Annotated in this window: 15 protein-coding genes and 1 pseudogene; 8 read left to right on the forward strand and 8 right to left on the reverse strand. The window is 69.7% G+C overall.

Going from position 1 to position 25,841, the window contains the following annotated elements; all coding sequences use genetic code 11:
* Positions 1-25 precede the first annotated feature (25 nt).
* Together Ato02nite_RS27120 and Ato02nite_RS27125 are read left to right on the forward strand one after the other, a co-directional pair.
* Positions 26-982, forward strand: a complete 957-nt coding sequence (locus Ato02nite_RS27120; RefSeq protein WP_213009451.1) for an ABC transporter substrate-binding protein — start codon at positions 26-28, stop codon at positions 980-982.
* Between the two features lie 42 nt (positions 983-1,024).
* Positions 1,025-2,476 carry an ArnT family glycosyltransferase gene (locus Ato02nite_RS27125; protein WP_213009452.1) on the forward strand — a complete coding sequence of 484 codons (1,452 nt, stop codon included), beginning with the start codon at positions 1,025-1,027 and terminating at the stop codon, positions 2,474-2,476.
* 527 nt (positions 2,477-3,003) lie between these two features.
* Here the strand turns inward: Ato02nite_RS27125 and Ato02nite_RS27130 are convergent.
* The 4 genes from Ato02nite_RS27130 to Ato02nite_RS27145 form a co-directional block, all read right to left on the reverse strand.
* A complete protein-coding gene (locus Ato02nite_RS27130; RefSeq protein ID WP_213009453.1) occupies positions 3,004-3,408 on the reverse strand; it encodes an Imm10 family immunity protein in 405 nt (134 codons plus the stop codon).
* Between the two features lie 69 nt (positions 3,409-3,477).
* Complete coding sequence (locus Ato02nite_RS27135) at positions 3,478-4,425, reverse strand: hypothetical protein (protein ID WP_213009454.1); 948 nt, start codon at positions 4,423-4,425, stop codon at positions 3,478-3,480.
* Complete coding sequence (locus Ato02nite_RS52610; RefSeq protein WP_213009455.1) at positions 4,426-11,169, reverse strand: polymorphic toxin-type HINT domain-containing protein; 6,744 nt, start codon at positions 11,167-11,169, stop codon at positions 4,426-4,428. It abuts the gene before it with no gap.
* A 41-nt stretch (positions 11,170-11,210) separates the two neighbouring features.
* Positions 11,211-17,624 (reverse strand): NIDO-like domain-containing protein, encoded by a 6,414-nt coding sequence (locus Ato02nite_RS27145; protein WP_246607450.1) that lies wholly within the window; start codon positions 17,622-17,624, stop codon positions 11,211-11,213.
* Positions 17,625-17,994: 370 nt separating this feature from the next.
* Between Ato02nite_RS27145 and Ato02nite_RS27150 the strand changes: the two genes are divergently transcribed.
* Positions 17,995-19,458 (forward strand): FUSC family protein, encoded by a 1,464-nt coding sequence (locus tag Ato02nite_RS27150; protein WP_213009456.1) that lies wholly within the window; start codon positions 17,995-17,997, stop codon positions 19,456-19,458.
* 29 nt (positions 19,459-19,487) lie between these two features.
* Here Ato02nite_RS27150 and Ato02nite_RS27155 read toward each other — a convergent pair whose 3' ends face one another.
* Positions 19,488-20,663 carry a zinc-dependent alcohol dehydrogenase gene (locus tag Ato02nite_RS27155; RefSeq protein WP_213009457.1) on the reverse strand — a complete coding sequence of 392 codons (1,176 nt, stop codon included), beginning with the start codon at positions 20,661-20,663 and terminating at the stop codon, positions 19,488-19,490.
* Positions 20,660-21,202 carry an SRPBCC family protein gene (locus Ato02nite_RS27160; protein ID WP_213009458.1) on the reverse strand — a complete coding sequence of 181 codons (543 nt, stop codon included), beginning with the start codon at positions 21,200-21,202 and terminating at the stop codon, positions 20,660-20,662. Before Ato02nite_RS27160 ends, Ato02nite_RS27155 begins: the two co-directional genes overlap by 4 nt.
* Before the next feature lie 266 nt (positions 21,203-21,468).
* Here Ato02nite_RS27160 and Ato02nite_RS27165 point away from each other — a divergent pair, with 266 nt between their 5' ends.
* Positions 21,469-21,825 carry an AraC-like ligand-binding domain-containing protein gene (locus Ato02nite_RS27165; protein ID WP_213009459.1) on the forward strand — a complete coding sequence of 119 codons (357 nt, stop codon included), beginning with the start codon at positions 21,469-21,471 and terminating at the stop codon, positions 21,823-21,825.
* Positions 21,822-21,989 (forward strand): annotated as a pseudogene (locus Ato02nite_RS53080) (AraC-like ligand-binding domain-containing protein); the annotation flags it as partial. The gene Ato02nite_RS27165 and the pseudogene Ato02nite_RS53080, both read left to right, overlap by 4 nt.
* A 369-nt stretch (positions 21,990-22,358) precedes the next feature.
* Here Ato02nite_RS53080 and Ato02nite_RS27175 read toward each other — a convergent pair.
* Positions 22,359-23,237 (reverse strand): alpha/beta fold hydrolase, encoded by an 879-nt coding sequence (locus tag Ato02nite_RS27175; protein WP_213009460.1) that lies wholly within the window; start codon positions 23,235-23,237, stop codon positions 22,359-22,361.
* Positions 23,238-23,285: 48 nt separating this feature from the next.
* Between Ato02nite_RS27175 and Ato02nite_RS27180 the strand changes: the two genes are divergently transcribed.
* The 3 genes from Ato02nite_RS27180 (at position 23,286) to Ato02nite_RS27190 (ending at position 25,215) form a co-directional block, all read left to right on the forward strand.
* Positions 23,286-23,906: a TetR/AcrR family transcriptional regulator gene (locus tag Ato02nite_RS27180; protein ID WP_213009461.1), complete on the forward strand. Its 621-nt coding sequence runs from the start codon at positions 23,286-23,288 to the stop codon at positions 23,904-23,906.
* A 62-nt stretch (positions 23,907-23,968) separates the two neighbouring features.
* On the forward strand, positions 23,969-24,490 hold the full coding sequence (locus tag Ato02nite_RS27185; RefSeq protein ID WP_213009462.1) for a SigE family RNA polymerase sigma factor: 522 nt from the start codon (positions 23,969-23,971) through the stop codon (positions 24,488-24,490).
* Positions 24,487-25,215 carry a hypothetical protein gene (locus Ato02nite_RS27190; RefSeq protein WP_213009463.1) on the forward strand — a complete coding sequence of 243 codons (729 nt, stop codon included), beginning with the start codon at positions 24,487-24,489 and terminating at the stop codon, positions 25,213-25,215. The genes Ato02nite_RS27185 and Ato02nite_RS27190 overlap by 4 nt, the downstream gene beginning before the upstream one ends.
* Here the strand turns inward: Ato02nite_RS27190 and Ato02nite_RS27195 are convergent.
* Positions 25,198-25,821, reverse strand: coding sequence for a TetR/AcrR family transcriptional regulator (locus Ato02nite_RS27195; protein WP_246607451.1), 624 nt, complete (start codon positions 25,819-25,821; stop codon positions 25,198-25,200). The genes Ato02nite_RS27190 and Ato02nite_RS27195 overlap by 18 nt on opposite strands.
* Positions 25,822-25,841 lie beyond the last annotated feature (20 nt).

Consider the following 25,841-nt stretch of genomic DNA (forward strand, 5'->3'; position numbering starts at 1 on the left):
GGAGGGACGAACGAGGGGGTGGGACATGTTCCCCGTCCGCCGCGCATTGGCCACCGCGCTGGCCGTCCTGCTGGTCACCGGCGCGACCGCCTGCTCCGACGACCGCGACGGCCAAGCCGAGACCGTCACCCGGCTGGACGTCGGCGTGGTCTCGGTCATCGATGTCGCCCCGCTCTACCTCGGCATCAGCAAGGGCTTCTTTTCCGCCCGGAAGCTGCAGGTGACGCCGACGCCCCGGCAGGGCGGCTCGGTCATCGTCGCCGCGGTGGTCTCCGGAAACCAGCACATCGGCTTCTCCAACAACACCTCACTGCTCATCGCGGCCTCCCGCGGTTTGCCGCTGCGTATCGTGGCCGCCGGTAACCAGGCGGCCGACGGCGACTACGCGGCGATCTTCACCCGCGCGGACAGCCGGATCAGCTCGCCCAAGGACCTCATCGGCAAGAACATCGCGGTCAACAACCTGAACAACGTCGGACCCCTGTCGATCAACGCGGCGCTGCAGGCGAGCGGCGTCGACATCACGAAGGTCAAGTTCGTCGAGGTCTCCTTCCCGGAGATGGGCGCCGCCCTGGCGCAACGGCGGGTCGACGCGGCCTGGGCCGTCGAACCGTTCGCGACCGCCATCAAGGCGGCCGGCGGCGCCAAGGTGGTGCTGCGGCCCTACCCCCTGGTGGCACCGCACTTCCCGGTCGCCTCCTACTTCACCAGCCAGTCCTACGCGGCGTCCGACCCGGACGTGGTCGACCGGTTCCGGCAGGCGATGAACGAGTCCCTGACGTACGCCCAGAACCACCCCGACGAGATCCGCAAGATCCTCCCGACCTACATCGACCTGACCCCGGAGATCGCCGCCGGCGTCGTGCTGCCCGAGTGGAGCACCGACATAGGCGCCCCCCTGCTGCAACGCACCGCGAAGCTGGCCCACGAATACGGCTACCTCACCACCGAACCGGACGTGGCCCGGCTGGTGGGCGGCTGAATTCATCCGCGCCAGGGCATGACGGACTCGGTAGCCTGCCCTATGCGCCGAATCCGTCCGGAGTGGTCGGTGGCGGCCGCGCTGCTGGTGCTGTTGCTGGCAACCAGTTCGCAGTACGGCTGGCACCGCGACGAGTTGTACTTCGTGGCCGCCGGGCGGCATCCGGCGTGGGGCTACCCGGACCAGCCATCGCTCGCGCCGCTGTTGTCGGCCGGGCTCTACCGTGTGGGCGGCGGCTCACTGGTCGTCGTCCGGCTGGCGTCGGCCTTGGCGACAGCCACGACCGTGGTGCTGGTCGGCGCGATCGCGGGGCTGCTGGGCGGAACCGGCCGGGCGCGCCTGCTCGCGGCGAGTATGTGGGCGGTCGGCGCAGCTGCCCTGATCACCGGTCATCTGGTCAGCACTGCCACGTTCGACGTGATGTTCACCGTGGCGGTGACGGCCTGCATCATGAAGGCGCTGACCGAAGGCCGGCCCAACTGGATGCTCTCGGCCGGCGTGCTGCTGGGCTTCGGCCTGTTCAACAAGATGGTCATCGGCGTCGTGATCGCGCTGGTCTGCACGGCACTGCTGGTTCTGGGTCCGCGTCGGCCACTGCTGACGTGGCAGGCCCTGGCCGGCGCCCTGTTCGCGGTGCTGGGTGCGCTGCCTTACCTGCTCTGGCAGTCGGCCCACGGCTGGCCGCAGGCGAAGGTGGCGGCGTCCATTGCCGGCGACGAGAACTGGATCGGGGTGATTCCGACCCAGTTGGTGCTGGTCTCGATCTTCTTGGTGCCATTTCTTGGCGCCGGCCTCGTGCGTCTGCTGCGTAGCGACGCCGGACCGGCCCGGGCTTTCGGGTACGCGTACCTCGCTCTACTCGTCCTGATCCTGGCGACCGGCGGCAAGGGTTACTACGCGGCCGGTCTCCTGCCGGTGGTCGTGGCATCGACCGGAATCGTCACCGACATGTGGCTCACCCACGGCCGGCGCCGGCTACGAACCGCCCTGGTCGGTACGGCGATGGGAGTGTCGCTGGTACTCAACGCCATCAACGGACTCGCGATCACACCGGCCGCACAGCTGCAGCACAGCGGCATCAACACGCTCAACCACGAGGCAGGCGAACAGGTCGGATGGCCGGAATTCCAGGAAACGGTCCGCACGGCCGTGCGGAACCTGCCCCCGGATCAACAGGGCCAGGCGGTGGTGTTCGCCTCGAACTACGCCGAAGCCGCCGCGGTGCAACTCGGTCACGATCTGCCGTCGGCCTACAGCGGGCACAACGCGTACGCGTCCTGGCCACCGCCCTCCTCGGCCACCGGCCCGGTGATCCTCACCGGCTTCACCCCGGGCGACACCGTCAGCCGGCACTTCACCGGCTGTCAGGTGGCCGGCCGGGTCGACAACGGGTACGGGCTCGACAACGACGAACAGGGCGCCATCCTGCAGCGGTGTTCCGGCCCGATCGGCGACTGGACGGCGATCTGGCCATCGCTGATCCACTACGACTAGCACGACCACCCGGAGAGGTGGGTAGGACGAAAACCGGCCGCTGAGCGTGAAGGCAGGGATGCCGCGACTCTTGTACGGCTTCGATGGAAAAGGGACGGGCGAAGAGCTCGGCCTGCCGAGCCGGATGGTCGAACATGCGGATCTCCGGGGGTTCGGCCGGCATCTCGGCAAATTCGTCGAAATGGCTTCGCAGATCGAGGACCTCGACATCCAGATCGCTTCCGGGCCGTACGGCGGAATTCGGCTGCATAGCTCGCCGCACGACGTGGAGTTGATCGGCCCGCCCGGGGTTCCGCCACGATCAGAGCCCGAGTCCCGCACAAGTCCATCAGTCGGAGCACAAAGCCGACGTACAGCTGCTCCACCCGCGCGTACTCGTCGAGGGTGAGCGTTTCGCCCCCGAATCGCTCGCCGATCTGGGCGAAGGCGGTCCACTCCTCGGCATCCGGGTCACCCGAGTGCTTTGCGACCAGCAACTGCACCACGTCGGCCACTCAACTCCGATCTCGATGAGGTCGAACTGGCTCTCAGGGAAGACTGCCGCGCAGCCCATCCTCGGCGAGCACCCGCCGGAGGCCTTCGACGACCTGGTCGAACTTCCCGTTGGCCAGATGGAATCTCAGCGTCGCGGGAATGTCCAGTTCCTCGGTGGCCTCCGTGGAGAACGTCATGGTCAGGACCGACGCGCCCGGGTCGGCGGCGATGGCGATGATGCCGCCGTAGATACTCCGGCCGAGATGGTTGCTTATCGAATAGGTGTCCATCCCGAGACGGCGGTCCTGCTCGTCGTACTCACCGCTGAGCGGAACCTGGAAGGTCAGCCCGAACTGCTCTCCATATTCGTCCGTGGCCATCGCCACGCAGTAGGTCTCGACGTCCGGCAGCTCCACGGCAGCCGCCGAGACCACGGCGATGTCGGCGTTACGGCTCATCCGGTTCAACGGTGCTCCGACTGCGGTGCCGAAGGCGGCGATGTCCGCCGCGGCGATCTCGACATCGCTCTAGCGAAGCCAGCGAGCGGTCAGTGATCCGGCGGCGTTCGGCACGACGGCGGCGAGCGGTGACGGAGCGTCGAAAAACTTCTCCGGATTGAAGAGACCCACCGTCCCCGGCCCCTTACGGATGCTCTCCTGTACGGCTTCGATGGAAAAGGGACGGGCGAAGAGCTCGGCCTGCCGAGCCGGATGGTCGAACATGCGAATCTCCGGGGGCTCGACCGGCATCTCGGCAAATTCGTCGAAATAGCTTCGCAGATCGAGGACCTCGACATCCAGATCGCTCCCGGACCGTACGGCGGAATTCGCCCGCATCGCCCGCCGCACGACGTGGAGTTGATCGGCCCGCGCCCGGTACCAGCGCTCCCCCCACGGCCCGTAGGCCCATTGTTCGAGAATCCAGATCCCGCTCGGTGATCCCGCTGCCCATTCCCGCAGGGCAAGCCAGAAGTCATCGTCGGCCGGCCTGGTGATCAGCTCGTCGCAGGTCGGCTCCTGCTCCCGCAGAATGCGCAACCCGGCCGGAAGAGCCCTTTCGACCAGCTGCCGTAGGTCTTCGGCCACCTCCACCGTGAGGTAGAAGTCGAACGCCACTCCCACCCGCACCGCGCCACCCGGAACCTCGAAGACACATCCCGTCCCGCTCCCCCGGAGCATGCCCCGGAGGAGCGGGACGATCGATGTGACGCCGAGCTCGGTGCCGTTGCGGAACTCGGGCAACCACGCCGGCAGAGCCGACGCGACCCGGGGTTCCGCCACGATCAGAGCCCGAGTCCCGCACAAGTCCATCAGTCGGAGCACAAAGCCGACGTACAGCTGCTCCACCCGCGCGTATTCCTCGAGGGTGAGCGTTTCGCCCCCGAATCGCTCGCCGATCTGGGCGAAGGCGGTCCACTCCTCGGCATCCGGGTCACCCGAGTGCTTTGCGACCAGCAGCTGAACCACGTCGGTCACTCAATCTCCGATCTTGATGAGGTCGAACTGGTTGTCACCGACAGCCCCGAGGTCGTAGGTGCCCTGTCTCGCCACCTTGCCCGTGCTCATCAGGTCGGACGACTTGTTCCCGCCCTTGAATATGCCACCGAGGTGCCCGGTCAGGTCCTCGGCGATGAACTTGGGCCCCTTGACGCCGTTGGGGGCTTTCCAGATCTTCGAGCCTCCGGCCGAGATCTGGTTCGTCGGCGTGTATCCGAGCCACTTTGCCAGATCATTGGCCTGCCCCGGCTTGAGCACCCGGCCGGGCAACTTCCGCGGGCAGTTGTGGACCAGGACGGGTGTTTCGCCGGCGAACACATAGTAGGTGTGGATGCCGGCGACGGTGAGGTTGTACATGTGCTGCCAGCGGGCGAACTTTCGCACCGACGCCACACGCATGACCGCGCCGTTGCCGGACTTCAGCCGGTCGCCGGCGTTCAGCTGGTCGACCCGGGTCCACCGGCCCGTGGTGACGTCCCAGAACGGGTGGTTCTGGGTGGTGTGCACGACGACGCTCTTGCCGTGGCCGTCGGTGACGGTCAGGTCGGCCAGGTGGACGTCGAGGTTGTCCTGCCGCTGCATCACCGTCTTGTCCGCGGTTCGGCCGGTCACCGGGTCGGTGGCCTTGACCACGTCGCCTTCCTTGATCGCCTTGATCGGCTTGGTCGAGCCGTCGGCCATCAGGACCGGGGTGTCGGCATCGAAGCTGCAACCGATCTTGGCCAGCAGTTGCTCGACCCGGACGCCGTCCTCGGCGCCGAAAAGGGACAGGTCCGCGGCGGCGATCTCCAGATCCTCGGGGCCGCCGATCATCAGCATTCCGGTGGTGCCGAGCCCGTCGCCGACCTTGAACCAGATGCTGTCGGTATCGATGCCCTGCTGGTCGAGGACGTCCGACTTCCATTTGTCGTTGAGCTTCTTCTCCAGCTCGTCGTCGTGCGAGAGAAGGCCGATGAGTCCGGTCCCGGTATGGACGACCCCGGTCTGAACGCCGGCTGTCATATCGGCGTTCGCCGTGGCGCCGTAGTCCCAATGTGACCGTTTGAGCTGCGCGTCGACCTGCCGGGCGCGCTTCTCCAGCTTCTTCTTGTTCAGGTGCGGCAGCACCCGCAGATCGATCGACGCGCCGTATTTGGCGTCGATCGCGCCCGATTCGCAGTCGGTGCAGGAGACGCCGCCGGCGGTCTGCTGGGCGCAGGTGAGCGTGGCGCAGAAGTTGGCCGCCAGGCCCGTCGGGTCGGAGAACGTCGTCGGGTTGTTGTTGGAGTAGGCGTAGCCGTTCCACTGCTGCGGATCGGTCAGGTCCTGCACCGGGTCGACGGAGATGAACCGGCCGATGCCCGGGTCGTAGTCGCGGGCGCCGACGTGGGTCAGTCCGATGGCGTCGAGGGTGCCGCCGACGAAGCCGCGATTGTTGGGCCAGGCCCCGGCGGCGCCCCGCGGTGCGCCGAACGGCTTCTGCCGGCGGATCGAGGCGGTCTGGGAGTCGCGGTCGATGGCGACCGAGTCGGTGCCGTGGTGATCGGCGGAAAGCCAGGTCACCCCGGTGGCGGTACGGGAGCCGATGGTGGCGCCGGCGAAGGCGTAGTAGCGGGTGTCGCTGGTGGCGCCGCTCGCGGCCGTGTAGCGGACGTCCTGGCCGGGCAGGTGGAGGGTGGCGCCGGCGGGGTCACGGCTGATGAGCCGGTTGCCGTCGGCGTCGTACAGGTAGGAGCTGGACCCGCTGCTGTCGGTGCTGGTGGCCAGGTTTCCGTCGGGGTCCCAGGTCAGGGTCTGGCTGCCGGATCCCGCGGGCCGGGTCAGCATGTTGCCGGTCTCGTCGTAGGTGTAGGAGGCGGCAACGCCGGTCGTGGTGGTCACGCCGGTCACCGCGTGCGGGTGGGCCGAGGCGGCCGCCGGGTAGGTGTACTTGCTCGTGTTGTCCGCGCCGCCCGCGGTGGTGGCGTGGTCGACCTGGGCGAGCCGGTTGCCCGTGGCGTCATAGGTCCAGGACTGCCAGTACGGCGCCGGCCCACCGAGCCCCGCGGTGCTCGGCGCGGTCGAGCAGTTGTCGGCGGCGGGGGTCCAGGCCTGGGTCAGCCGGCGCAGGTAGTCGTACTGGTAGCACTGGTTGTCGCCGGTGGCCGCGTCGGCCATCCTGGTGATGTTGCCGGCGTTGTCGTACGTGTAGGCGGTGTTGGTGACCGTGTAGGGCGCGACGGAGTCCCGGTCGGTGCGGATGTTGGTGACCCGGCCCGTCTCGAGCTCGTACCCGTAGGTCTGGTAGACCCGCTTGCCGAGGTCGTCCTTCAGGCCGGGGTAGAGCAGCAGTTCGCTGATGCGGCCGAGCGCGTCGTAGGTGGTGCGACCGGCATAGCTGATCAACCGGCCGTTGAACGTGCTGGTCGAGGTGCTCGGCAGCCCGGTGGTGTCGTCGTACTGGTAGTACACCGTCTCGGCCGGCAGGCCACCCGCGGCCGGGTACCCGGTGGCGCTGATACTGCCGTCGGCCTTGTAGTAGTTCTCGACCAGGTAACTGCCGCCGAGCCCGGTCTCCGTGGCCGGGATGGTGTACGTCTGCTGGGTCGGCCGGTAGGCGTCGTCGTACGAGTTGATCTCGTGGGTGTAGCTGTTGACACCGGCGTACCGGATCGACTTGTCGAGCTGCCCCTTGGCGAGGGAGTCGTAGTACCAGCGTGCCCGGGTGCCGACCCCGGTCTGGAAGACGGCCGTACGCCGGTCGAGCGCGTCGTAGCTGTACTGCAGTTTGACGCCGCGGGTGTCGACGGTGGAGGTGAGCCGTCCGTCGGCGTCGTAGCCGTTGGTGACCGTGCCCTTGTCCGGGTCGGCGGCGGTGAGTTGCCGGCCGCGCAGGTCGTAGGTGTAGTCCCAGTGGTTGCCGGCCGCGTCGGTGACCTTCTTCAACTGGCTCTTGCGGTCGAACGTGTAGGTGGTGGCGTCATAGGCGCCGGTCGGCGTGGCGGCGGAGTACTGCCGGACGGCGGTGGTGCGGCCGAGCGCGTCGGTGATCGTCGAGGACGCGGTGCCGCCGGCCGGCGGGGTCACGTCGACCCGGTCGCCGCCGTACGCGGTGGTGGTCCGCCACCGTTCGACGGTGTTCGGCTGGAAGATGGAGGCAATCACGCGGCCGGCGCCGTCGTAGACCGTCCGGGTCTGGCTGGGCACGTCCTGCCGGTCGACGGCCGTGGACAGGGTCGTGCTCGGCGCACCGGCGGCGTAGTAGGCGCCGTGTTCGCGCACCTGCCGGCCCGCGGTGTCGTAGAAGACGTCGGTGAGCAGCCGCCCACCCGACGGCGACGGCGCCTGGGTCTGGCGTGCCCGCAGCAGCCCGTCGTAGAGGCTGTAGCTGGTCAGGTAGTTGCCGGACGCGTTCAGCGTGCTGGTGCCGACCACGCTGGGCCCGGTGTTGCTGATCAGGTAGCTGAAGGTGGTGTTGGCGCTCTCGGTGGCCCGGTTGCGGCCCGGCTGCCAGATCGCGGTCAGCCGGCCCAGTGCGTCATAGGTGGCCTCGGCCTTCTTGCCGTTGGGATCGACCACCGTGGTCGGCTGGCCCCACGCCGGGGCGAGCGTCGTGGTGGTCGCATGGCCGAGCGCGTTGGTGACCACGGTCTTGGTGGGCAGCCCGGCGGCCGGCGTGTAGGCGATGGTGGTCTGGTGGTCGAGGGGGTCCCACGCGCTGGTGGCCCGCCCGCTGCTGTCGTACGCGGCCCGGCTGAGCTGCTCGTAGGTGGGGTTGCCGGCGTTCCAGGTCTTGGCCTTCTCGGTGCGTGTCACCAGCCCCCGGGTCGGTGCGGTTCCCCACGTGGTGGCGCCGTCGAAGAAGTTGCGGGTGTCGGAGACGACGTCGTCCTCGGTCAGCGTGGCCAGGTTCGTGGCCGAGGCGCACGGAACGGCCAGCGCCAGCGTGCGGTGCGCGGACGACATCAGCCAGTCGGTGGTGTCGCGCGGCTCGTACGTCGTGCGGGTGCAGCTCTCGTCACCGGTCACGCCGGTGTCGCCGCTGTCGTCGACCGCAACGGCCATCCCGTACGCGTCGAACGTGTTGCGCACCGTGCGGACCCGTTCACCCCGGCCGCCGTCGAGCGCGGTCCGGGTGTGGCCGGCCGCCGCCGCGGTGATGCGGGCCTGCACCGTGTCGCCGTTGATCGTGCGACTGGCGGTGACCGCCGACTGCCACGGCTCGGTGACCTGCCGGGACACCACCGCTCCCCCGGGCCCGTTGAACACGGTGGATTCGCGGGTCATGCCGGCGTAGGCGTCCTCGTCGTTGACCGTCGGCACGCCGGTGCCGGTCACGGTGACCGTGCGGGTGCCGGAGGCGGCCCGGTCACCGTGCATGCCGCGGAAGTACTTCGTCTCGGTGTACGTCTGCTCGCCGGAGTCGCCGGTGGTCACGCCGACCCGCTCGTAGCCGCGCCACATCGACCAGGTCTTGTCCTTGGCCTCGATCAGGCCGTCGTCGTCGGTGTAGTGCCACGCCGGAGAGCCGAGATAGCTGTACTGGTGCACCACCCGTGGGCTGCCCTTGGGCGCGGTGCCCCCGGTGTTGTCGGCCTCGTAGACGGTGGTGACCACGTACTTGTGGAAGTAGTCGGTGACCGGATCCTGGTAACCCTCCGGTGTCCAGCGAACCGGGTAGCAGCGCTTGGTGTTGTTGGCCGCGTCGGTCGGCACGTTGGTCTTGGCGACGCACTCCGGGGCGGAGTACAGGACGCTGACGGTGCCGCCGGACTCGTACCGGATCTGCGAGATCCGCCACCAGTTCATCGCCGCGGCGAAGTCGATGGTGTCCACGCGGTTGTTCATCTGCACGCCGGAGAACTCGACGTCGGGCACGTTGGCGGTGCCGCCGGCCAGGCCGGAGTGCGACAGCTTCGACAGCCACAGCCCCGCCCGGGTGCCGTCGCCCGGATCCGGGAACGTGTGGGTGAGCGTCCACCGGTCCACGTTGTCGTACGCCGTCCCGTTCCAGATCCGGGCGGTGATGGTGGACAGGCGCTTGGTGGACCAGAACGACGGGCTGTAGACGTCACAGGTCGACCCGGTGCATTCCTGGTCCCACGGGGTGTCCGGCCAGTGCGCCTCGTCGTGCGTGCCGCACCCGGACAGGCAGCGGTCGGCCACGCCGAACTCGATCCGGGCCGGCGCGGTCGTGGCGAACCGGCTGTCCGCCCCGCTGTCGCGCCGGGTGCCGTACTCGATGTGGTCCAGGTGCCCGTCCCGGACGTAGCCGGCCAGGTCGGAGTTCTTCAGGTTGCGGGCGTACTTGTTGGTGTCGGTGGCGTACCAGTAGGAGGCGCTGTTGCCGTTGATGTCGACGACGTAGTCGAGGTTCCACCGCCAGGCCTGGGCGCAGCTGGAGTCGGCGAACGCGGTGGCGTGGCACGGCTCGCCGGTGTTGTTGCCGTAGACCGGCACCGTCCAGGCCGAGTTGGTGACCGAGTCGCCGGTGTTCCAGCCGGGCAGACGGTGCGCGCCGAACCAGTACTGGGTGCCGTCGGTGGCGGTGACCACCCAGTACTCGCCGTTGTTGTCGCCGTTGCTCGCGCCGGTCTTGCGCTCGACCCGCGACCCGTCGTCGTTGCGCAGGTGCCAGCGCTGCTCGGCCGAGTTGTAGATCAGCTCGCCGGAGTGGCCGGCCAGCGACAGGGTGGCGTTGTCGGTGGCCCAGCACAGATCGCCGGTCTTCGTGGTGTTGTTGGCGCCGCTGCCCATGTCGTCGCCGCAGTCCTCGTACCGGCGCTCGATGAATCCGCCCGCGCCGGTCTCGAATCCCTCGCCGGCCCATGACGGCTGGTTGTTCGACGCCGCCTGCAGGCCGTCGACGGACTGCGAGGAGTACGACAGATCGACCGACGGGGCGGAACTGCCCGGTGCCGGCGGCACCCGCATGGGGTACGACCAGGAGAAGTCGCCCGAGCTCCCGCCCGCCGACCACGTCGACGACGGCTGCAGCTTGGTGGCCGCGAAGCTGCCCGCCGCACCTGAGGTCGCTGCGGCCACCGCGACCAGGGACGCGGCCGCCGAGGAGGCGGGCAGGCCGACCGTCGCGGTCACGGTGCCGGTCTTCGGGTCGTTGCGCGACGGCAGCGGCGTGCCGGCGCACTCCGCACGTTGCGGAGTGGTCAGCGCGCAGGTGGGCAGGGCGACCAGCCGCAGCCGGGAGGCCCAGTCACCGCCGTACGCGGTGCGGAAGCCGCTGTAGTCGACGGTCAGGTCGACCGCGGCGTCGCCCGTTTGCCGGTCGGCCCGGTTGGCCTGCAACAGCACGCCGCGCACGCCGGCCCGTTCGGTGCTCGCCCGGTCCAGTACGCGGATCCCGACACTGGCGGGCGCCGCGCCGGTGGCCCGCTTTCCGGTGGTCCGGACCGTGCCCGGCCGGCTGACCCGCACCGGCAGCTGTCCCGCCCGCGCAGCCGTGGTGGCCGGGCCCGGTACCGCCACGTCGGCCGCGCCGGCCGCGGGCCACACCGGGGCCGGCTTCTTCGTCCCGTCCGGCATGGCGGCCTGCTTCACCGCGACCGGGTCGACCTTGCTGACCGCGACCGCCGGCACGTTCTTCGCGGTCGGTGGGGTGAACGGCGTCGGCCGGTCGGCCCACGCGGGTGCCTGCAGCAGGCTGCCGGCGACGACCGCCGCGGTCACGGCCGCGGTCATCCGGCGGGCACGGCCCGTCCGGCGCCGGCGGGCCGGCGACGGGAAAAGGGCAAGCGGATCCTTCACCAGGTCTCCTTCATCGGAAATTGGCGGGCGGGAAGCAGAAGTCACTGCGGCGGGTCGAAGCGCAGGCCGATGCCGGGGCGCAGGACCGGTTGGCGGTAGGTGTACTGCAGCGCCCAGGTGCCGTCGGCGTTCTCGATGCCGATGGTCGCGGCGCCGCCCTTGGTCAGGAAGGTGCCGGTGATGGCGGGGTAGGCGAAGGAGTAGCCGCCGGATTCGTCGAAGATGACCTGGAAGGTGGTGCGGGTGGTCGGGTCCTCGTAGGAGGAGACGTTGCGCCACTCGATGACGTACTGCCGGTTGGGTGCGGTGCCGCGGGTCGCGGTGCGGACGCTGGCGCTGCTGTCGACGACCCAGTCGTGCCAGAACGGGTAGACCGCGGCGTTGGGTTCTTCCGGGAAGCGTGGCGACGGGATCGGCCAGGCGTCGGAGTTGGGTGTGCCGGGGTCCTCGAAGGTGACCAGGCCGTTGCTGTCGACGTAGCCGGTGTTGTAGGTCTGGCCGTAGAGGGTGACCGGGAACGGCAGGGTGACCGGCTGGTAGTCCTCGTCGCCGGTGACCGGCAGCACGGTGGTGTCGGCCGGCGTGTAGGTCACCGGTTGCTCGGTGAGCCGGTAGCCGGCCCCGGCCGGGGTGGCGACCCCGGCGAAGTCGGCCGCGACGACCGTGCCGGTGCCGACCGTGACGTCGTCGACCGTGGAGCCGGCGCAGGTCCCGTCACGGGTGGCGATGACCGCGTAGGTGCCGGCCGGCACGTTGTCGATCCGGTACGTCCCGTCCGTGGCGGTCGTGGTGGTCTGCCCGGCCGCTGCCACCGTGGCCCCGGCGACCGCGGCGCTCTGGCAGGAGACGGTTCCGGTGATGCTGCCGGCGCCGGGCGGCGACGGGGTGAACGTCACGCCCTTGCCGGTCTCCAGCAGCGCCTCGTCGTACAGGTACTGGAAACCGATCGTGCCGGACGCGTTCTCGATACCCACGGTGGCACTGGATCCGCGCGCCGGCAGGCTGGCGGACGGGATCGACCCGTACGCGAAGGTGATGGTGCCGTCCTCCCCGAAGACGGTCTCGAAGGTGGCCCGGGTGGCGGTGTCCCCGGAGCGGTAGACGTTGCGCCACTCGACCACCCACTTACGGTTCGGAGCGGTGCCGGTCGTGGTGGTGGCGATGTGCGAGCTGCTGTCGAGCGCCCAGTCGTACCAGTGCGGGTAGACCGCGGCGTCCGGCTGACCCTCGGCCGTCGGGGTCGGCAGTTCGTTGTTGTTCGGGCTGATCCAGCCGAAGTACATCGGGTCCTTGAACGCGAGCAGGCCGTTGGAGTTGATCCAGGCCGAGGTGTACGCCTCGCCGTACAACTTGATCGGGAACGGCGGGTTCTTCTGCCAGGTCGCCTCGTCGCCGGTCCAGTCCTCGGTGACCGTGCCCGGGACGAACGTCGTACTGCCCGCGGTGCAGGTGTAACCGAACTCGTCACCGGCCGTCATCACCGACAGGTCGACGTCCATGGTGTTGCCCGGGAAGTTGACGATCTGCTTGGCGTACCGCCCCGGGCAGGCGTTGGTGCCGGTGGCGACCTGCACGGTGTACTCACCGATCGGTACGCCGGCGAACGAGTAGTTACCGGCCGAGTCGGTGACCGTGGTCCGGCCGCCCGGGTTGAGCGTGACGGTCAGCCCCGGCGCCGCGGCACCGGTGACGGCCACGCTGGTGCTGCCGCTGATCGTGCCGGCCGCGTGCGGGGTGAACGTGATGGTCCCGTTCGAGTTGACCCGCGCCTCCTGGAAGGAGAACAGCGTGGCCACCGTGCCGGAGGCGTTCTCGATCCCGATCGTCGCCGCCGACCCCTGCTGCAACGCGGTAGCCAGCGTCCCGTAGTTGAACGCGATCTCCCCGGTGGTCTCGGTGAACACCACCTCGAACGTGATCCGGTCCGGTCCGCTCGGGCGGAACAGCGCATTGCGCCACTCGATGATGTATTTGCGGTTGGGTGCGGTGCCGATGGTGTCGGTCCGCACGCTGGCCGACGCGTCGATCTGCAGGTCGTCCCAGAACGGGGCGACCACCGCGTTGGGTGCGGCCGCCGTCGGCATCGCCGGGTTCGCGTACGTGTTGACGCCCAGGTTCGTGTCGAAGGTGAGGAAGCCGTTGGTGCTGACCGTGGCCGAGGTGTAGCTGCGACCGTGGAACGGCACCGCGAACGGAAGGGTCACCCCGGCCGTCGCGTCGTCGCCGGTCAGGGCCAGCGCGGTGGCCGCCGCCGTGAAGGTGCCGGTGACCTGGGCACAGGCGTACCCCATACCGCCGTAGTCCAAGCCGCGCTGGAGGTTACGAACCGTGTCCGCGCTCAGGTCGACGACCTCCTTGGCCACCTGCGGGCACTTCTGGTTCTGCTCCGAGTAGACCGTGTACGTGTCGGCGACCAGCCCGTCGAAGCGGTAGGTGCCGTCGGACGCCGTGGTGGTGGAAAGACCGCCCGGGTCGAGGGTCACCTTGGCTCCGGAGATGCCCGCACCCGCGGTGCTGAGCACCTTGCCGGACAGCGAGTGCAGCTCCAGCGCGCCGACGCCCTCGGGGTGGTCGAAGACGACCGCCTGCCCGTCGGCGAGGGCGGGGGTGTTGCGCGAGTAGGTCAGGGCATCCTCGGCGTCGGGGGCGGCGATACCGACCGCGGCGGCGGCGCCCTTCTCCGCGGTCGAGTCCAGCCCGGTGTAGTTGGTGGTCACCGTGCCGTCCGCGGTCAGCACGGCCGAGAACGACACGCGCTGCGAGGTGTCCGCCTTGCGTTGCACGTTGCGCCACTCGACGGCGAACGTCGCGCTGCTGCCGCTGCCGGCCGAGGCGGTGCGGACGCTGGCCGACGAGTCGACGACGAGGTCGTCCCAGAACGGCGCGACCATGGCGTTCGGGTTGACGGCCGACGGAAGGCTGCTGCCGTCGTACGGGTGTGAGCCGCCCGGGTCGGTGAACGAGACGATGCCGTTGGTGTCCACCCAGGCCGTCCGGTACGCCTGCCCGTAGAACGGGAACGCGAACGGCAGGGTCACCGTGGTGACCGCGTTGTCGCCGGTCAGTGCGACCACGCTCTGGTCGGCCGGGCTGAACGTCTGCGCCTGGGTGCCACAGGTGTAGCCGAGCTGATCGGTGACCGGGGTGAGCATCAGGTCGAAGGTGGAGTCCCCGGCGATCGGCAGGTCCGCGTAGACCGACCGCAGGCCGCAGGGCCCGCCGTACGTGCCGGTGACGGTGTACGTGCCGGCCGAGAACCCGGTCAGCGTGTACGTCCCGTCGGCGGCCACGGATGCGGACACACCGCCGGGATCGAGCCGGACGACCGCGCCGGGCAGCGGGTTCAGGTCGCCGTCGGTGACGAAGCCGGAGAGGGTGGCCGGTTGCGTCAGGCTCAGCCGGACCTGCCCGACCGTCGACGACACCCGCCCGGCCGAGTCCACGGCGACCGCGCGGATCACGATCGAACCGGCGGTGGCGGTGTTCAGCGCGACGGTGACCGAGCCGCCGGCCGCGGACGGCGTCGCGGTCCGGTCCAGCGTCTCGGAGTTGAAGCTGTACCTGTACGAGACGACGTTGATGTCGGACCCGGAGCCGATGACCACGTTCGCGGCCGTGCCGACCGGCACCGAGTCGCCGCCGGGCAGCGTCACCGTGGGCATCACCGGCACGGCCAGCTCGGCGATCTTCGAGGTGGCCGGGATGAAGCTGTAGAACCGGACGTCGTCGACCCCGCCGTTGAGGAACCCGTCGTCCGCGCCGTTCCATCGCCGTTTGCCGATCGCGAATCCGGTGCTCGCGTTGAAGCCGCCGGTCAGCGTGGCGGTGGCGGTCTGGGCGACGCCGTCGACGAAGAGCGTCAGCTTCTTGGCGCTCGCGTCGTAGGTGCCGGCCAGCAGCGTCCACTTGCCGGCCGTCGGCGCGGCGTTGGACAGCGCCGAGTACAGCGTGGGGTTGTCGGCGTCCGCGCCGGCCATCGAGAACCGCCACTTGTTGTCGGTGGCGGAGTAGCCCAGCGTGTACGCGCTGGTACGGGTGCCGAAGGCGGAGACGGCGGTGGGCTGGCCGGTCCCGCCGGTCGCGGCGAGCCGGACCCGGGCGGTGACCGCGAAGCTGGTGGTGGTATTCACCGGGGTGGCCGCACCGGTGGTCGGGTGCGGAGCGGTGATCGCGCCGGTCAGCGTGGCGGCCCCGGACGAGCCGTTGAGGGTCAGCGCCGAACCGGTGCCGCCGCGGCCGGTGGCCCGGGTGGCCCCGCTGGACAGGGTGAGCGTGTTGCCGTGACCGGCGTCGTCAGCACTGGTCGTGCCGGTGTCGTCGAACGACCATTGCGCGGCCGGACCGGTGCCGGCCTTCACGGTGAAGGAGTAGCTGAGCGCGGCCGACGAGAACCAGCCGGCCCTGTCCTTGGTCCAGACCCGCATCGTGTAGACGCCGTCCCGCAGCGGGACGTACGGAACGCTCACGCTCTGCCCGGGGCTCGCGGCGACCTGGGTGGCTGCGGACGCCTGCACGCCCCCGTCCAGGGTCCAGGCGTACCCGGCGAGATCGGCCGCACCGCTGGCCGGCGGCGCGAACGTGAACTGCCCGGACAGGCCGACACCGCCGCTGGGGGTAGCGGCCGGATAGTCCGGTGAGGTGACCGAGGCCGGGGCCGCGGGTGCGCTCACGTCGATGGTGAACTCACACGTCGCGGAGAAACCGCCGGTGGCGTGCGCGTCGTTGGTGCGCGCCTGCCACACGTACGTCTTGCCGTCGGTCAGCTTGCCGGACGGGACCACCTTGGACACGATGGTGTTGTTCCCGGCCGACTGGGAAACCTTGTTCGTCTCGCTGCGCGCGGCGCCCGACTCCCACCAGTAGAAGGACGTGGTCAGGCCCTGATCGTTGTCCGGGTCGGTCTGCTTGGCGGCCAGCGTCGGGGTCAGCGTCCGCACGTACGGCCGGGCCGAACCGGTCGCGCAGCCCTTCGCGTCGGAGTTGCGCCCGCTCGGCGCCGCCGGCGCCGTGTTGTACGTGATGGCCAGCTTCGGCGAGGCGTGGTTGAACCGCTTCCACTGGTTCTTCGTGCTCTCGTCGATCGCGCGCAGGCCCAGGGTCAGCGAGGTCCAGTTGCTGGCCGCGGCGTGGGCCACCATCGCGGTGGTGTTGAACTCGATGGTGCCGGTGCCGGCGCAGCCGTGGATCGCGCCGATCTTGCGGTTTGCGGCGGTCTGCGCGGTGTACGAGCTGTACCAGGTCGGCTGGTTGTTCCACGTCACACTCGACGAGATGCCGCTGGTCATCCAGATCTTGGCATTGGATTTCGGGCTGCACGTCCAGGCATGCCGCTGCTCGATCCGGAACGTCGCGGAGAGAATCTGCTTGGACCTGACCTTGCTGACGTCCATCGAGAAGAACGACCGGACGATGTAATCCGAGCAGCCCGAACAATCCTCGGTACGGCCCGCACCGGCCGACCCGTACGTCGAACCGTTGTTCAGCGCCGACGCGTTCTTCCAGAACGAACTGGTCTTGTACTTGCTCCACACGGTCGTCCAGGCGCCACCGGCAATCGCCCCGGTCACCGACGGATCGATGTAGACCGGGAACTTGGTGCCCGGGTCGGCCAGCAGCTTGGCGTCCGGGCGCAGGCTCAGGGTGCCCTTGGCGACGCTCACCGGCATCACCGAACGCCGTCCCGCGGAGGCCACCGCATCGGTCCTGCCCGACGGCTTGGCCTTCTTGGGCGGGGTCTCGGTGTCCTCCGCGGCGGTCTGCGCGGCGTCCTGGACCGTGGCGTCCCACATCAGCGGTGCCGGCGCGGTGAACACCGACGCGCCGTGCTTGTCCCGGGCGACCAGGCCGCCCTCCGGGGTGGTACGGACGTTCACGCCCTTGGTGGCGAGACCGAACTTCAGGTTGCTCAGCCGCGGGTCGGCGGCGGCGGTGCGGTCGCGCACGATCAGCAACTCGCTGAAGCCGAGCGAGTCGGCGGTCACCTGCAGGTCCACGTGCGGCAGCACGTTCGGGTAGAGCGCGATGTTGCCGCGCAGCACCGGCTTCGGCAACGGGCCCGGCCAGGAGAAGCTCAGCTCGTTCGCGCCGTCCCGCAGCCGGGCCAGCGGCCCGTCACCGCCGGCGGACAACGTCATCGGCAGCGCGGCCGCCCTCGGCTCGACACCGGCCGCGGTCGCCTTCAACGTCGTGTCGATCGGTACCCAGGTGGAGCCGTGCTTGACCCGGACCGGCTCGATCGACTCCTCGAGCGTGTGGGTTCCGTCCGGGTTGACGAAGGTCTGGGTGACCTCCGACCGCTCGGTCAGGATCTCCACCCGCTTGCCGCAGCTGCGGGAACTCACCGTCGCCGCCGCCTCGGTCGGCTGCTCGGCGGCACAGGCCGGCTTCGCCACCGGCGCCGCTCCGGCGGGCGCCGCCGGCAAACCGACCAATGTGGACAGTAGGAGCAACGGCACACCGAGCCGAATGATCCATCGAGAAGGAAAGGCGGGCAGCATCGTACGACGACCGACAGGCATCAGAACTTCCCCCGTGTGATGACCATGCGATAGGCCCTCATCACAGTGGACGCGGCACCCGGTGTCAATATCGAAGATCGCCGTTTGGATGACCGCCGACAGCGGCAACTCAACAAGCTCTTGCAATCGACAGTTATCTAAATAGGGGCGTGCCCGTTCATGCGGTTTCGCCGCCCGAAAAATCGGCTACCACAAACCCTGCGCTTCCCGGTGTCGCCTTATGCCGGCCTATATTCTGGCGTCGATCAGCCTACTTTTCTTGACACCTCATGGAGTTCACCGGCGTCGTCCCCGGCGAGGAGGAGCGATGAGGCTCACCACCTACCTGCGCCATCCTTGGGCGGCGGTGCTCGCCCGGTGGGGCCGCATCCCCGGGATCCGCACTGCCAAGGTCACGCTCGCCGCCGTGCTGGCCTACGTTGCCGCGGATCTGCTGAACACCACGGCGACACCGATTCTCGCGCCGCTGACCGCCATCCTCGTGGTGCAGGTGACCGTCTACCAGACGGTCGCCGAAGGACTGCAACGCGTCCTGAGTGTGCTCGCCGGCGTCCTGGTCGCGGTGGTACTCGCCAGCGTCGTGGGGCTGAGCTGGTGGAGTCTCGGGGCCGTGGTGGCCGTGAGTCTCGTACTCGGACAGGTCCTCCGCCTCGGGTCGCACACCCTGGAGGTACCGATCAGCGCGATGCTCGTCCTCGCGGTCGGCGGCGCGGCGGCGCCGCAGGCGGCGGCCGGCCGGGTGTACGAGACGCTCGTCGGCGCGGCGATCGGCATCGCGGTGAACTTCGCGATCGCGCCTCCGGTGCATGTGGAATCCGCCGGCTCGGCGGTGGCCGGCCTGGCCACCCGGCTGGGGGAATTCCTGCGTTCGCTGGCCGCGCAACTGCGCGCCGGGTGGTCGCGGAACGCCGCGCAGGACTGGCTCACCGCGGCCCGAGGCCTGAGCGCATCGGTGCTGGAAGCCGACCACTCGCTGGTCCAGGCCGAGCAGAGCGCCGTGCTCAACCCCCGCGGCGGCCAGGTCCGCGTGGCTCAGCCGCGGCTGCGCACGGCCCTCACCGCGATCGAGTACTGCACCATCGTCATCCGCACCCTGTGCCGGGAGGTCTTCGACCGGACGTTCTACCTGCCGCCCGAGTTGGCGGCGGAGGTCTATCCGTCAGCCGCCCGCCTGGCTCTCGCCGACGTGCTCGATGCCGCCGCGGCGGCCTTGGACGGTGTGGCCGCCGTCGCCGCGGGCGACGAGCCGGTCGAGACCAGCCGCGCCCAGGTGGCCGAGCAGCTGGACGAGCTGTACCGGCGGCGCGAGCTGCTGGGCCGGCTGCTGGTGGTCGACCCGCGCGCCGACGCCGCGGCCTGGCAGCAACACGGCGCGCTGCTCACCGCGGTGGACCGGCTGCGGGTCGAGATCGAGGCGGCGGTACGGCCGGCCGACCAGCCGTGGCGCCCGCCGTCACTGACCGAGGGACCCCGGCGGGCGGCGCGTCGCGTCGTGGGCGCCGCCGAGCAGACCCTGCCGCTGGTCACGGATCGTTCCCGGCAGGCGGTTCGGCGGATGATGGACGTCGCCGCGGAGGCCGCGGCGGCGAATCTGGCCAACCCCGATCCACGGGCCGCACGTCCCCACCGGCAGGATGCCGGCGCGAGCCCGCCGGTCGAGCAGGCAGCCGCCGACGCCCTCCGGGCCGCCGCGGACTCGCTGGCCGAGGAGGATGCGGCGAAGCCTCAGCCGCGGCAGGGCACCGCCGAGCCCGAAGCCGACCAGGAGTGACCCGGCCGGCTCAGCCCGTGTGAAGGCCGTCAGGGTTTGAGGACGACCTTTTCGCAGTTGTCCTGCTTGTTCTTGAACATCTCGAAGCCGTGTTCGGCCTCGTTGAGCGGCAGGGTGTGGGTGATGATCCGGGTGGGATCGATCTCGCCGCGTTCGATGCGCTCGAGCAACGGCTTCATGTAGCGCTGCACGTGGCATTGGCCGGTGCGCAGGGTCAGTGACCGGTTCATCCAGGCGCCGGCGGGGAACTTGTCCAGCAGACCGCCGTACACGCCGATCACCGAGACCACGCCGCCGCTGCGGCACGACATGATCGCCTGACGTAGGGCGTGCGGGCGGTCGGTCTCCGACCGCACGGCCTGCTTGACCCGGTCGTACGCGGCGATGTGCGCGCTGCCGTGGGTGGCCTCCATGCCGACCGCGTCGATGCACTTGTCGGGTCCGCGTCCACCGGTCAGTTCCAGCAGCCGCGACCGTACGTCGACCTCGTCGAAGTTCACCGGGGTGTGGCCGGCCTGTTCGGCCATCTGCAGCCGGTAGGGCTCCTTGTCGATGGCGATGACCTTGGCGGCGCCGAGGACCCGGGCGCTGTCCATGGCGAACTGGCCGACCGGGCCGGCGCCCCACACCGCCACCACATCGGTGGGCTGGATGTCGCACATCTCGGCGCCCATGTAGCCGGTAGGCAGGATGTCGGAGAGGAACAGCACCTGCTCGTCGGTCAGGTCGGACTCGATCTTCAGCGGGCCGACGTCGGCGAACGGCACCCGCGCGTACTGCGCCTGGCCGCCCGCGAAACCGCCGGTCAGATGCGAATAGCCGAAGATCCCGGCGACCGGGTGGCCGAACATCTTCTCCGCGATCCCGGCGTTGGGGTTGGTGTTCTCGCAGCAGGAGTACAGCTCGGCGGCGCAGGCCGCGCACGCGCCGCAGGCGATCGGGAACGGTACGACGACCCGGTCCCCGACGCGCAAACGGGCCTGGTCGACACCCGAGCCGACCTCGGTCACCTCACCCATGAACTCGTGCCCCAGGACATCGCCGTCCTGCATGGTCGGCACGTACCCGTCGACCAGGTGCAGGTCCGAGCCGCAGATCGCGGTGGAGGTGATCCGTACGATGGCGTCGCGGTTGTTCAGGATCTTCGGGTCCGGCACGTCCCGAACCTCGACCTTGTTGCGGCCCGCCCAGGTGTTCGCTTTCATGCGTCCGCTCCCTTCGCGAGTTCGGCGTCCGACAACGGTTGCGCCGGACGCTGCGGGAACTCCTTGCGCGCCCGCTTGCCCCAGGGGGCACCGTCGGACCGGACCACCTCGCCGGTCTCCAAGACCTGCTTGAGCCGGCGCAAGTCGTCGTCGAGCTGCTGGTGCGGTTCCTCGCCGAAGTACTTGGCGACCGCCTTGCCGATGGTGCCGCCCGGGATGTCGTACACCAGGACGACGTGCACCTCGGTGCTCACCCCGTCCGGGGCCGGCACGAACCGGACCGTGCCGGCGTTGGGTACGTCGGCGTTCCCGGTCGAGCGCCACGCGATCTTCTCGCCGGGCACCTCCTCGAGGATCTCCGCGTCCCACCCGACGTCCTTGCCGAACGGGGCGTCGGCGGTCCAGTGACTCGTCCGCTCGCCGGTGGTGCGGACCTGTTCGAGGTGCGCCATGAAGGTCGGAAGGTTTTCCAGGTCGCGCCAGAACGCGTACACCTGCGGCGCGGGTTTGCGGATGGTTGTCGTTGCGGTCAATTCCATGGATCTTCCTTTGCATCTGCCCCGCACCGCCGGCACGGAGGGTGACCCGCGCAGCGGTCGGCAGGTCGAGCACGGCGGTACCCGCGTCCGCGCCCAGGCCGAAGCTCATCGAGGCTCGTCTGATTGGGTCCGGCTACCCACCGGAAAACCAGCTAAACCGGCTGCTGCGAGGCGACCGATCGGCATTGTCGGCACGTGGTCGCGGGTGCGGATGAACTCACTCGTTCGTGGTGGCGGGCGAATTGCCGCAGTGACATGCTCGGTTGATGCCCACCGTGACGTATGCCAGTGGTGACGTGGACGAGGCACGCGCGTTCCTGGGCGAGTACTACTACTCCAACTTCGTGGATGTGCTCTCCTGGAAGCGCTCCTGGCAGTCCCGTTTCGATATCGTCCCGTCCGACACCGTCACGCTCGGTGACCTGCAATTCGGCACAGACGTGAAGATCCGGTTCGGAGAACTCGGCTCATACCACGTCAACCTGCCGGTAGCGGGCTCGTTGACCTGGCGGCAAGGTTGCGGTGCTCCTCTGCGGGCCACGACGGCGACCGCGGCGGTCTTTCAGCCCGTCGGTGACACGACCTGGAGAGATGGGACGGCGGCTGCCGGCTGCTGGCCGTGAAGATCAGTCGCGCGGCGCTGGAGAGCGAACTTGCCCGCCTGCTCGACGCTCCGGTTCGCTCGCCGCTGACGCTCGCTCCGACCATCGACATCACGCGCGGACCGGGCGCCAGTTGGCTGCGCCTTGTCCGGCTGCTGGCCGCCGACGCTGCTCAGCCGCACGGGCTCATCCACCACCCGGTCGTCGGGGCCAGATTGCGGGAAGCCTTGATCGCGGGACTGCTGGGCGCCGTGGACCACCCGCACCGTGACCGGCTGGAGCGCCCGACCTCGGCAACGGCGGCGCCGGGCTCGATCCGGCGGGTCGTCGAGGCGATGCGGGCCCATCCTGGCAGACCGTTCACCGTCGGTGATCTCGCCGCGATCGCCGGCGTCAGCATCCGAAGCCTGCCACCGTCGGCGGCGCGATCGGCTCCGGCCTGGAGGACGAGGAGACGGTACGAGCCGCCGCGTACGGCTACCATCCCGAACCCGAGGGCTGGCAGGACGAGCGTACGGACACCCCGGCCGCGGACGGGTAAGCGGCGCGCGATGTCAGGCTCGGGCCGGGCTGTCGGCGGCGAAGGTGACGATCCGTGCGGCGAGGTCGTCGGGGCGCCAGAGGGCCAGGTCATGGCTGGCTTCGGGGATGATCTCGGCGAAGGCGTGCGGCATCCGGGTGCTGACCCGGGCCGCGACCTCGCGTGCGTCGTACAGCTGGCTGTGGCCGCCGAGCAGCACCAGCGTGGGCGCCGTGATCCGGCCGAGGTCGTCGTCGGTGAGCGGGGTGGGCAGGATGTGCTTGCGGCGGAAGCCGAAGGTGGCCTTGACCAACGGCATGGCGTCGTCGTCGAGCAGTGTCACGTTGCGCAGCGGCCGGGCCAGCGCATGCCGGATCGCCCGGGGCGCGAACCCGGCCAGCCCGCACGCGATCATCCAGGTCACGAACTTCCAACTGACCTTGCCGAAGCCGCCCGGATCGAGCAGCGCGAGACTCGCCACAGCCTGGGGTGAGCGCAGCGCGTGACGCAGGGCGACCCACCCGCCGTACGAGGTGCCGACCAGGTGGGCACGGTCGACGCCCAGACCGGCGAGAACCTCGTCCAGCCATGCGGACCATTCGTCGCCGCTGTCGATGGATCGGGTCTGCACGGACGGGCCGGGCTCACCGACGGGGTCGATCGCGATCACCGGGCGGGACGCGGCGAGCCGGCCGACGTAGGCGTGCCACATCAGCGACGGCCCGCCCGAGCCCGGCAGCAGCACGAACGGAGCCTCATCGCCCGAACCGAGCCGGTGGACGCGAGTCGTGCCGAAGCTCGTGACCACATCGGAGTCGACCGACGCGGACGGCCAGAGCCGAGCGACGGCATCGTCGTAGACGGTGAAAAAACGATCCCGGGCCTGATCATTCCGAAACTCGCCGACTGGCATCGTGGCCTCCGTTCAACGCCTTTAGTGATACGAGCGTATCATCAAGGCGTGCCGAAACGGGTGGACCATGAACAGCGACGGCGGCAGATCGGCGAGGCCCTGCTGCGGATCGCGAGCACGCGCGGCCTGCAGTCCGCGACCATGCGCGAGGTGGCCGCCGAGGCCGGCGTGTCGCTGCGGCTGGTGCAGTACTACTTCCACACCAAGGAACAGCTGCTGGTGGCCGCACTCGCCTACCTCGCCGAGCAACTCACCGAACGCGTGTCGGCAAGCATCCGGGCGCTCGGCCCGGTCACCTCACGCACCGTCGTCTACGGCACGCTCACCGCCGTCCTGCCGACCGACGAGGAGAGCGTGCGGCTGACCCGGGCATACACCGGCTTCTACACCCTGGTGTTCAGCGAGCCGGAGATGGCGCTGCGGCACGGTGCCGTCTATCCCGACAAGCTGGAGTCACTGCTGGCCAAGCACATCGCCGCGGCTCAAGAGGCGGGCGAGATCGCCGACGACGTGGACCCGGCGCTGACCGCGGCCGCGCTGCTCGCCCTGACCAACGGCCTGGGCTCGAGCGTGCTGGGCGGCCAGCGGGACGGCGCCGCGGCGTTGCGGATCCTCGAGGATCAACTCGGCCGGCTGTTCCACGCCCGGCTCTCGCGACCGCCGACCTGAGTCGTGCAACCAAGAGGGGTCCTCGCTCGTCTTGCTTCTCATGAAACGGACAGAGGCTGTGTATGGCTCGCGGTGACGAGGATTTCGTCGCGTTCGCCACGGCGAGTTCGGCGCGACTGCAGCGTGCGGCGTACCTCCTGACCGGCGACCCGCATCAGGCGGAGGAGGCGGCCCAGACCGCTCTCGTGCGGGTGTACGCCGCCTGGGGACGGGTTCGCCACAAGGACCCTTACGCGTACGCCCGTACGGTGCTCGCCAACCTGGTGACCGACCAGTGGCGGCGGCCGATGCGGGAGTACGCGATCGAGACCATGCCGGAACAACCGGCGCCGCACGACGTCGCCGACGCCGTGTCGAAACGGCGTTGGCTGATCGATGCGCTGCGGACGCTGTCACCGCGGGAGCGGACGGTGATCGTGCTGCGGCACTTCTTCGACGCTAGCGAGGCGGACGTGGCCCGCGAGCTCAACCTGTCGGCGGGCACGGTGAAGAGCCTGAACTCCCGAGCCCTGGCGAAGCTGCGCATCACGGTCGGCCTGATGCCACCGTTACGGACCGAGACGGAAGCAGGGGTAGGACGATGACGGGACTGGAAGAGCTGAAGGACGCCATGCATTCGCCGCCGGGCTTCGAACCCGCTCCCCTGGACCTGGAACACGTGATGAGCGCCGGTGGCCGGATGCGCCGTCGCCGTAGGTTCGCCGTCGGCACCGCGTCCGCGCTGTCGGTGGCCGCCCTGCTGATCGGTGGAGGCCAGCTGACCGATCTGGACGGCCCGGCCGACGGGATACCGGTGGCCGACCGATCCGCGCCGATGCCGTCGGCTGTCAACTCCTCGGCCCCCGGCGTACTCGGCGTGGTCGTCGAGACCGGCCAGTTTGTCGACGGCCGGCAGTGGATCCTCTACGTCGAGACGACCGACCCCGACGACCTCGACGGCACCCTCAGCCTGGTGCTCGGGCGTACGAGGACCGGAACCATCGACGACTTCAAGATCGCGATCGTCAGCCACGACCCGGGTGCGGGCCGGATGAACCCTGGCTTCCACGCGGTCGAGGCCGGCCGGCTGCTCGACGGCCGCACCACGCCCACGTTCGGCTATTACGTCGGTGATGCGGCCCGGATCACCGCCCGCGACGCGGTTACCGGCAAGACCGTCGAAGCCCACCGGGCGGCATGGAAAGGTTTCGCCGAGTCGGAGAAGGCGCAGATCTTCTGGTTCGACTTCACTCAAGGACGGCCTCCGGTGAACCTGACCGACCTGACGGCTTACGACAAGAACGGCACCGAACTACCCGCCGGCCGCTGAAGCGCCCGGGCCGCCCTCCTCCTGGGACTCTTCGACGGAGTCAACCATGCGGAACACGAGGAGTCCCTCCACGTAGGACGGAGGGATCTCCTCGCCGGTGACCAGGGCGCGGTAATAGAGGGGACCGACCAGGCGATCGGCCATGGCGTCGATATCGGCCGGGGCCGGCAGGTCGCCGCGGGCCACGGCGCGTTGCAGCGGAAGCCGGTCGCGGGCGCGCTGGGCGGACAGGTACTCGGCGCGCAGCCGGGCCGCCAGCCGCGGGTCGTGCAGGCTCTCGGCGGTCAGCGCCCGGAACACGGCCCCCGCGTCGGACATGGTCAGGAAGCGGGCGACGGCCGTCAGGTGCGCGCGCAGGTCGGTGATGAGGTCGCCGGTGTCGGGCGGGGTGAGTTCCTCGGCGGCGTCGGTGATGAACGCGTCCAGCAGGATGTCGGTCTTCGACGGCCACCAGCGGTAGATCGTCTGTTTGGCGACGCCGGCCCGCTGCGCGATCGCCTCGACGGTCAGCCGGGCGAAGCCGTGTTCCACCAGCAGGTCGTCCGCCGCCTGCAGCACTGCGAGACGGGCCTCCTCGCTGCGTCCGTGCCGGTTGCCCCGGTGCATGACACCCTCGATCCCTAGAC

The organism is Paractinoplanes toevensis (assembly GCF_018332695.1).
In the GTDB taxonomy this organism is placed as follows: Bacteria; Actinomycetota; Actinomycetes; order Mycobacteriales; family Micromonosporaceae; genus Actinoplanes; species Actinoplanes toevensis.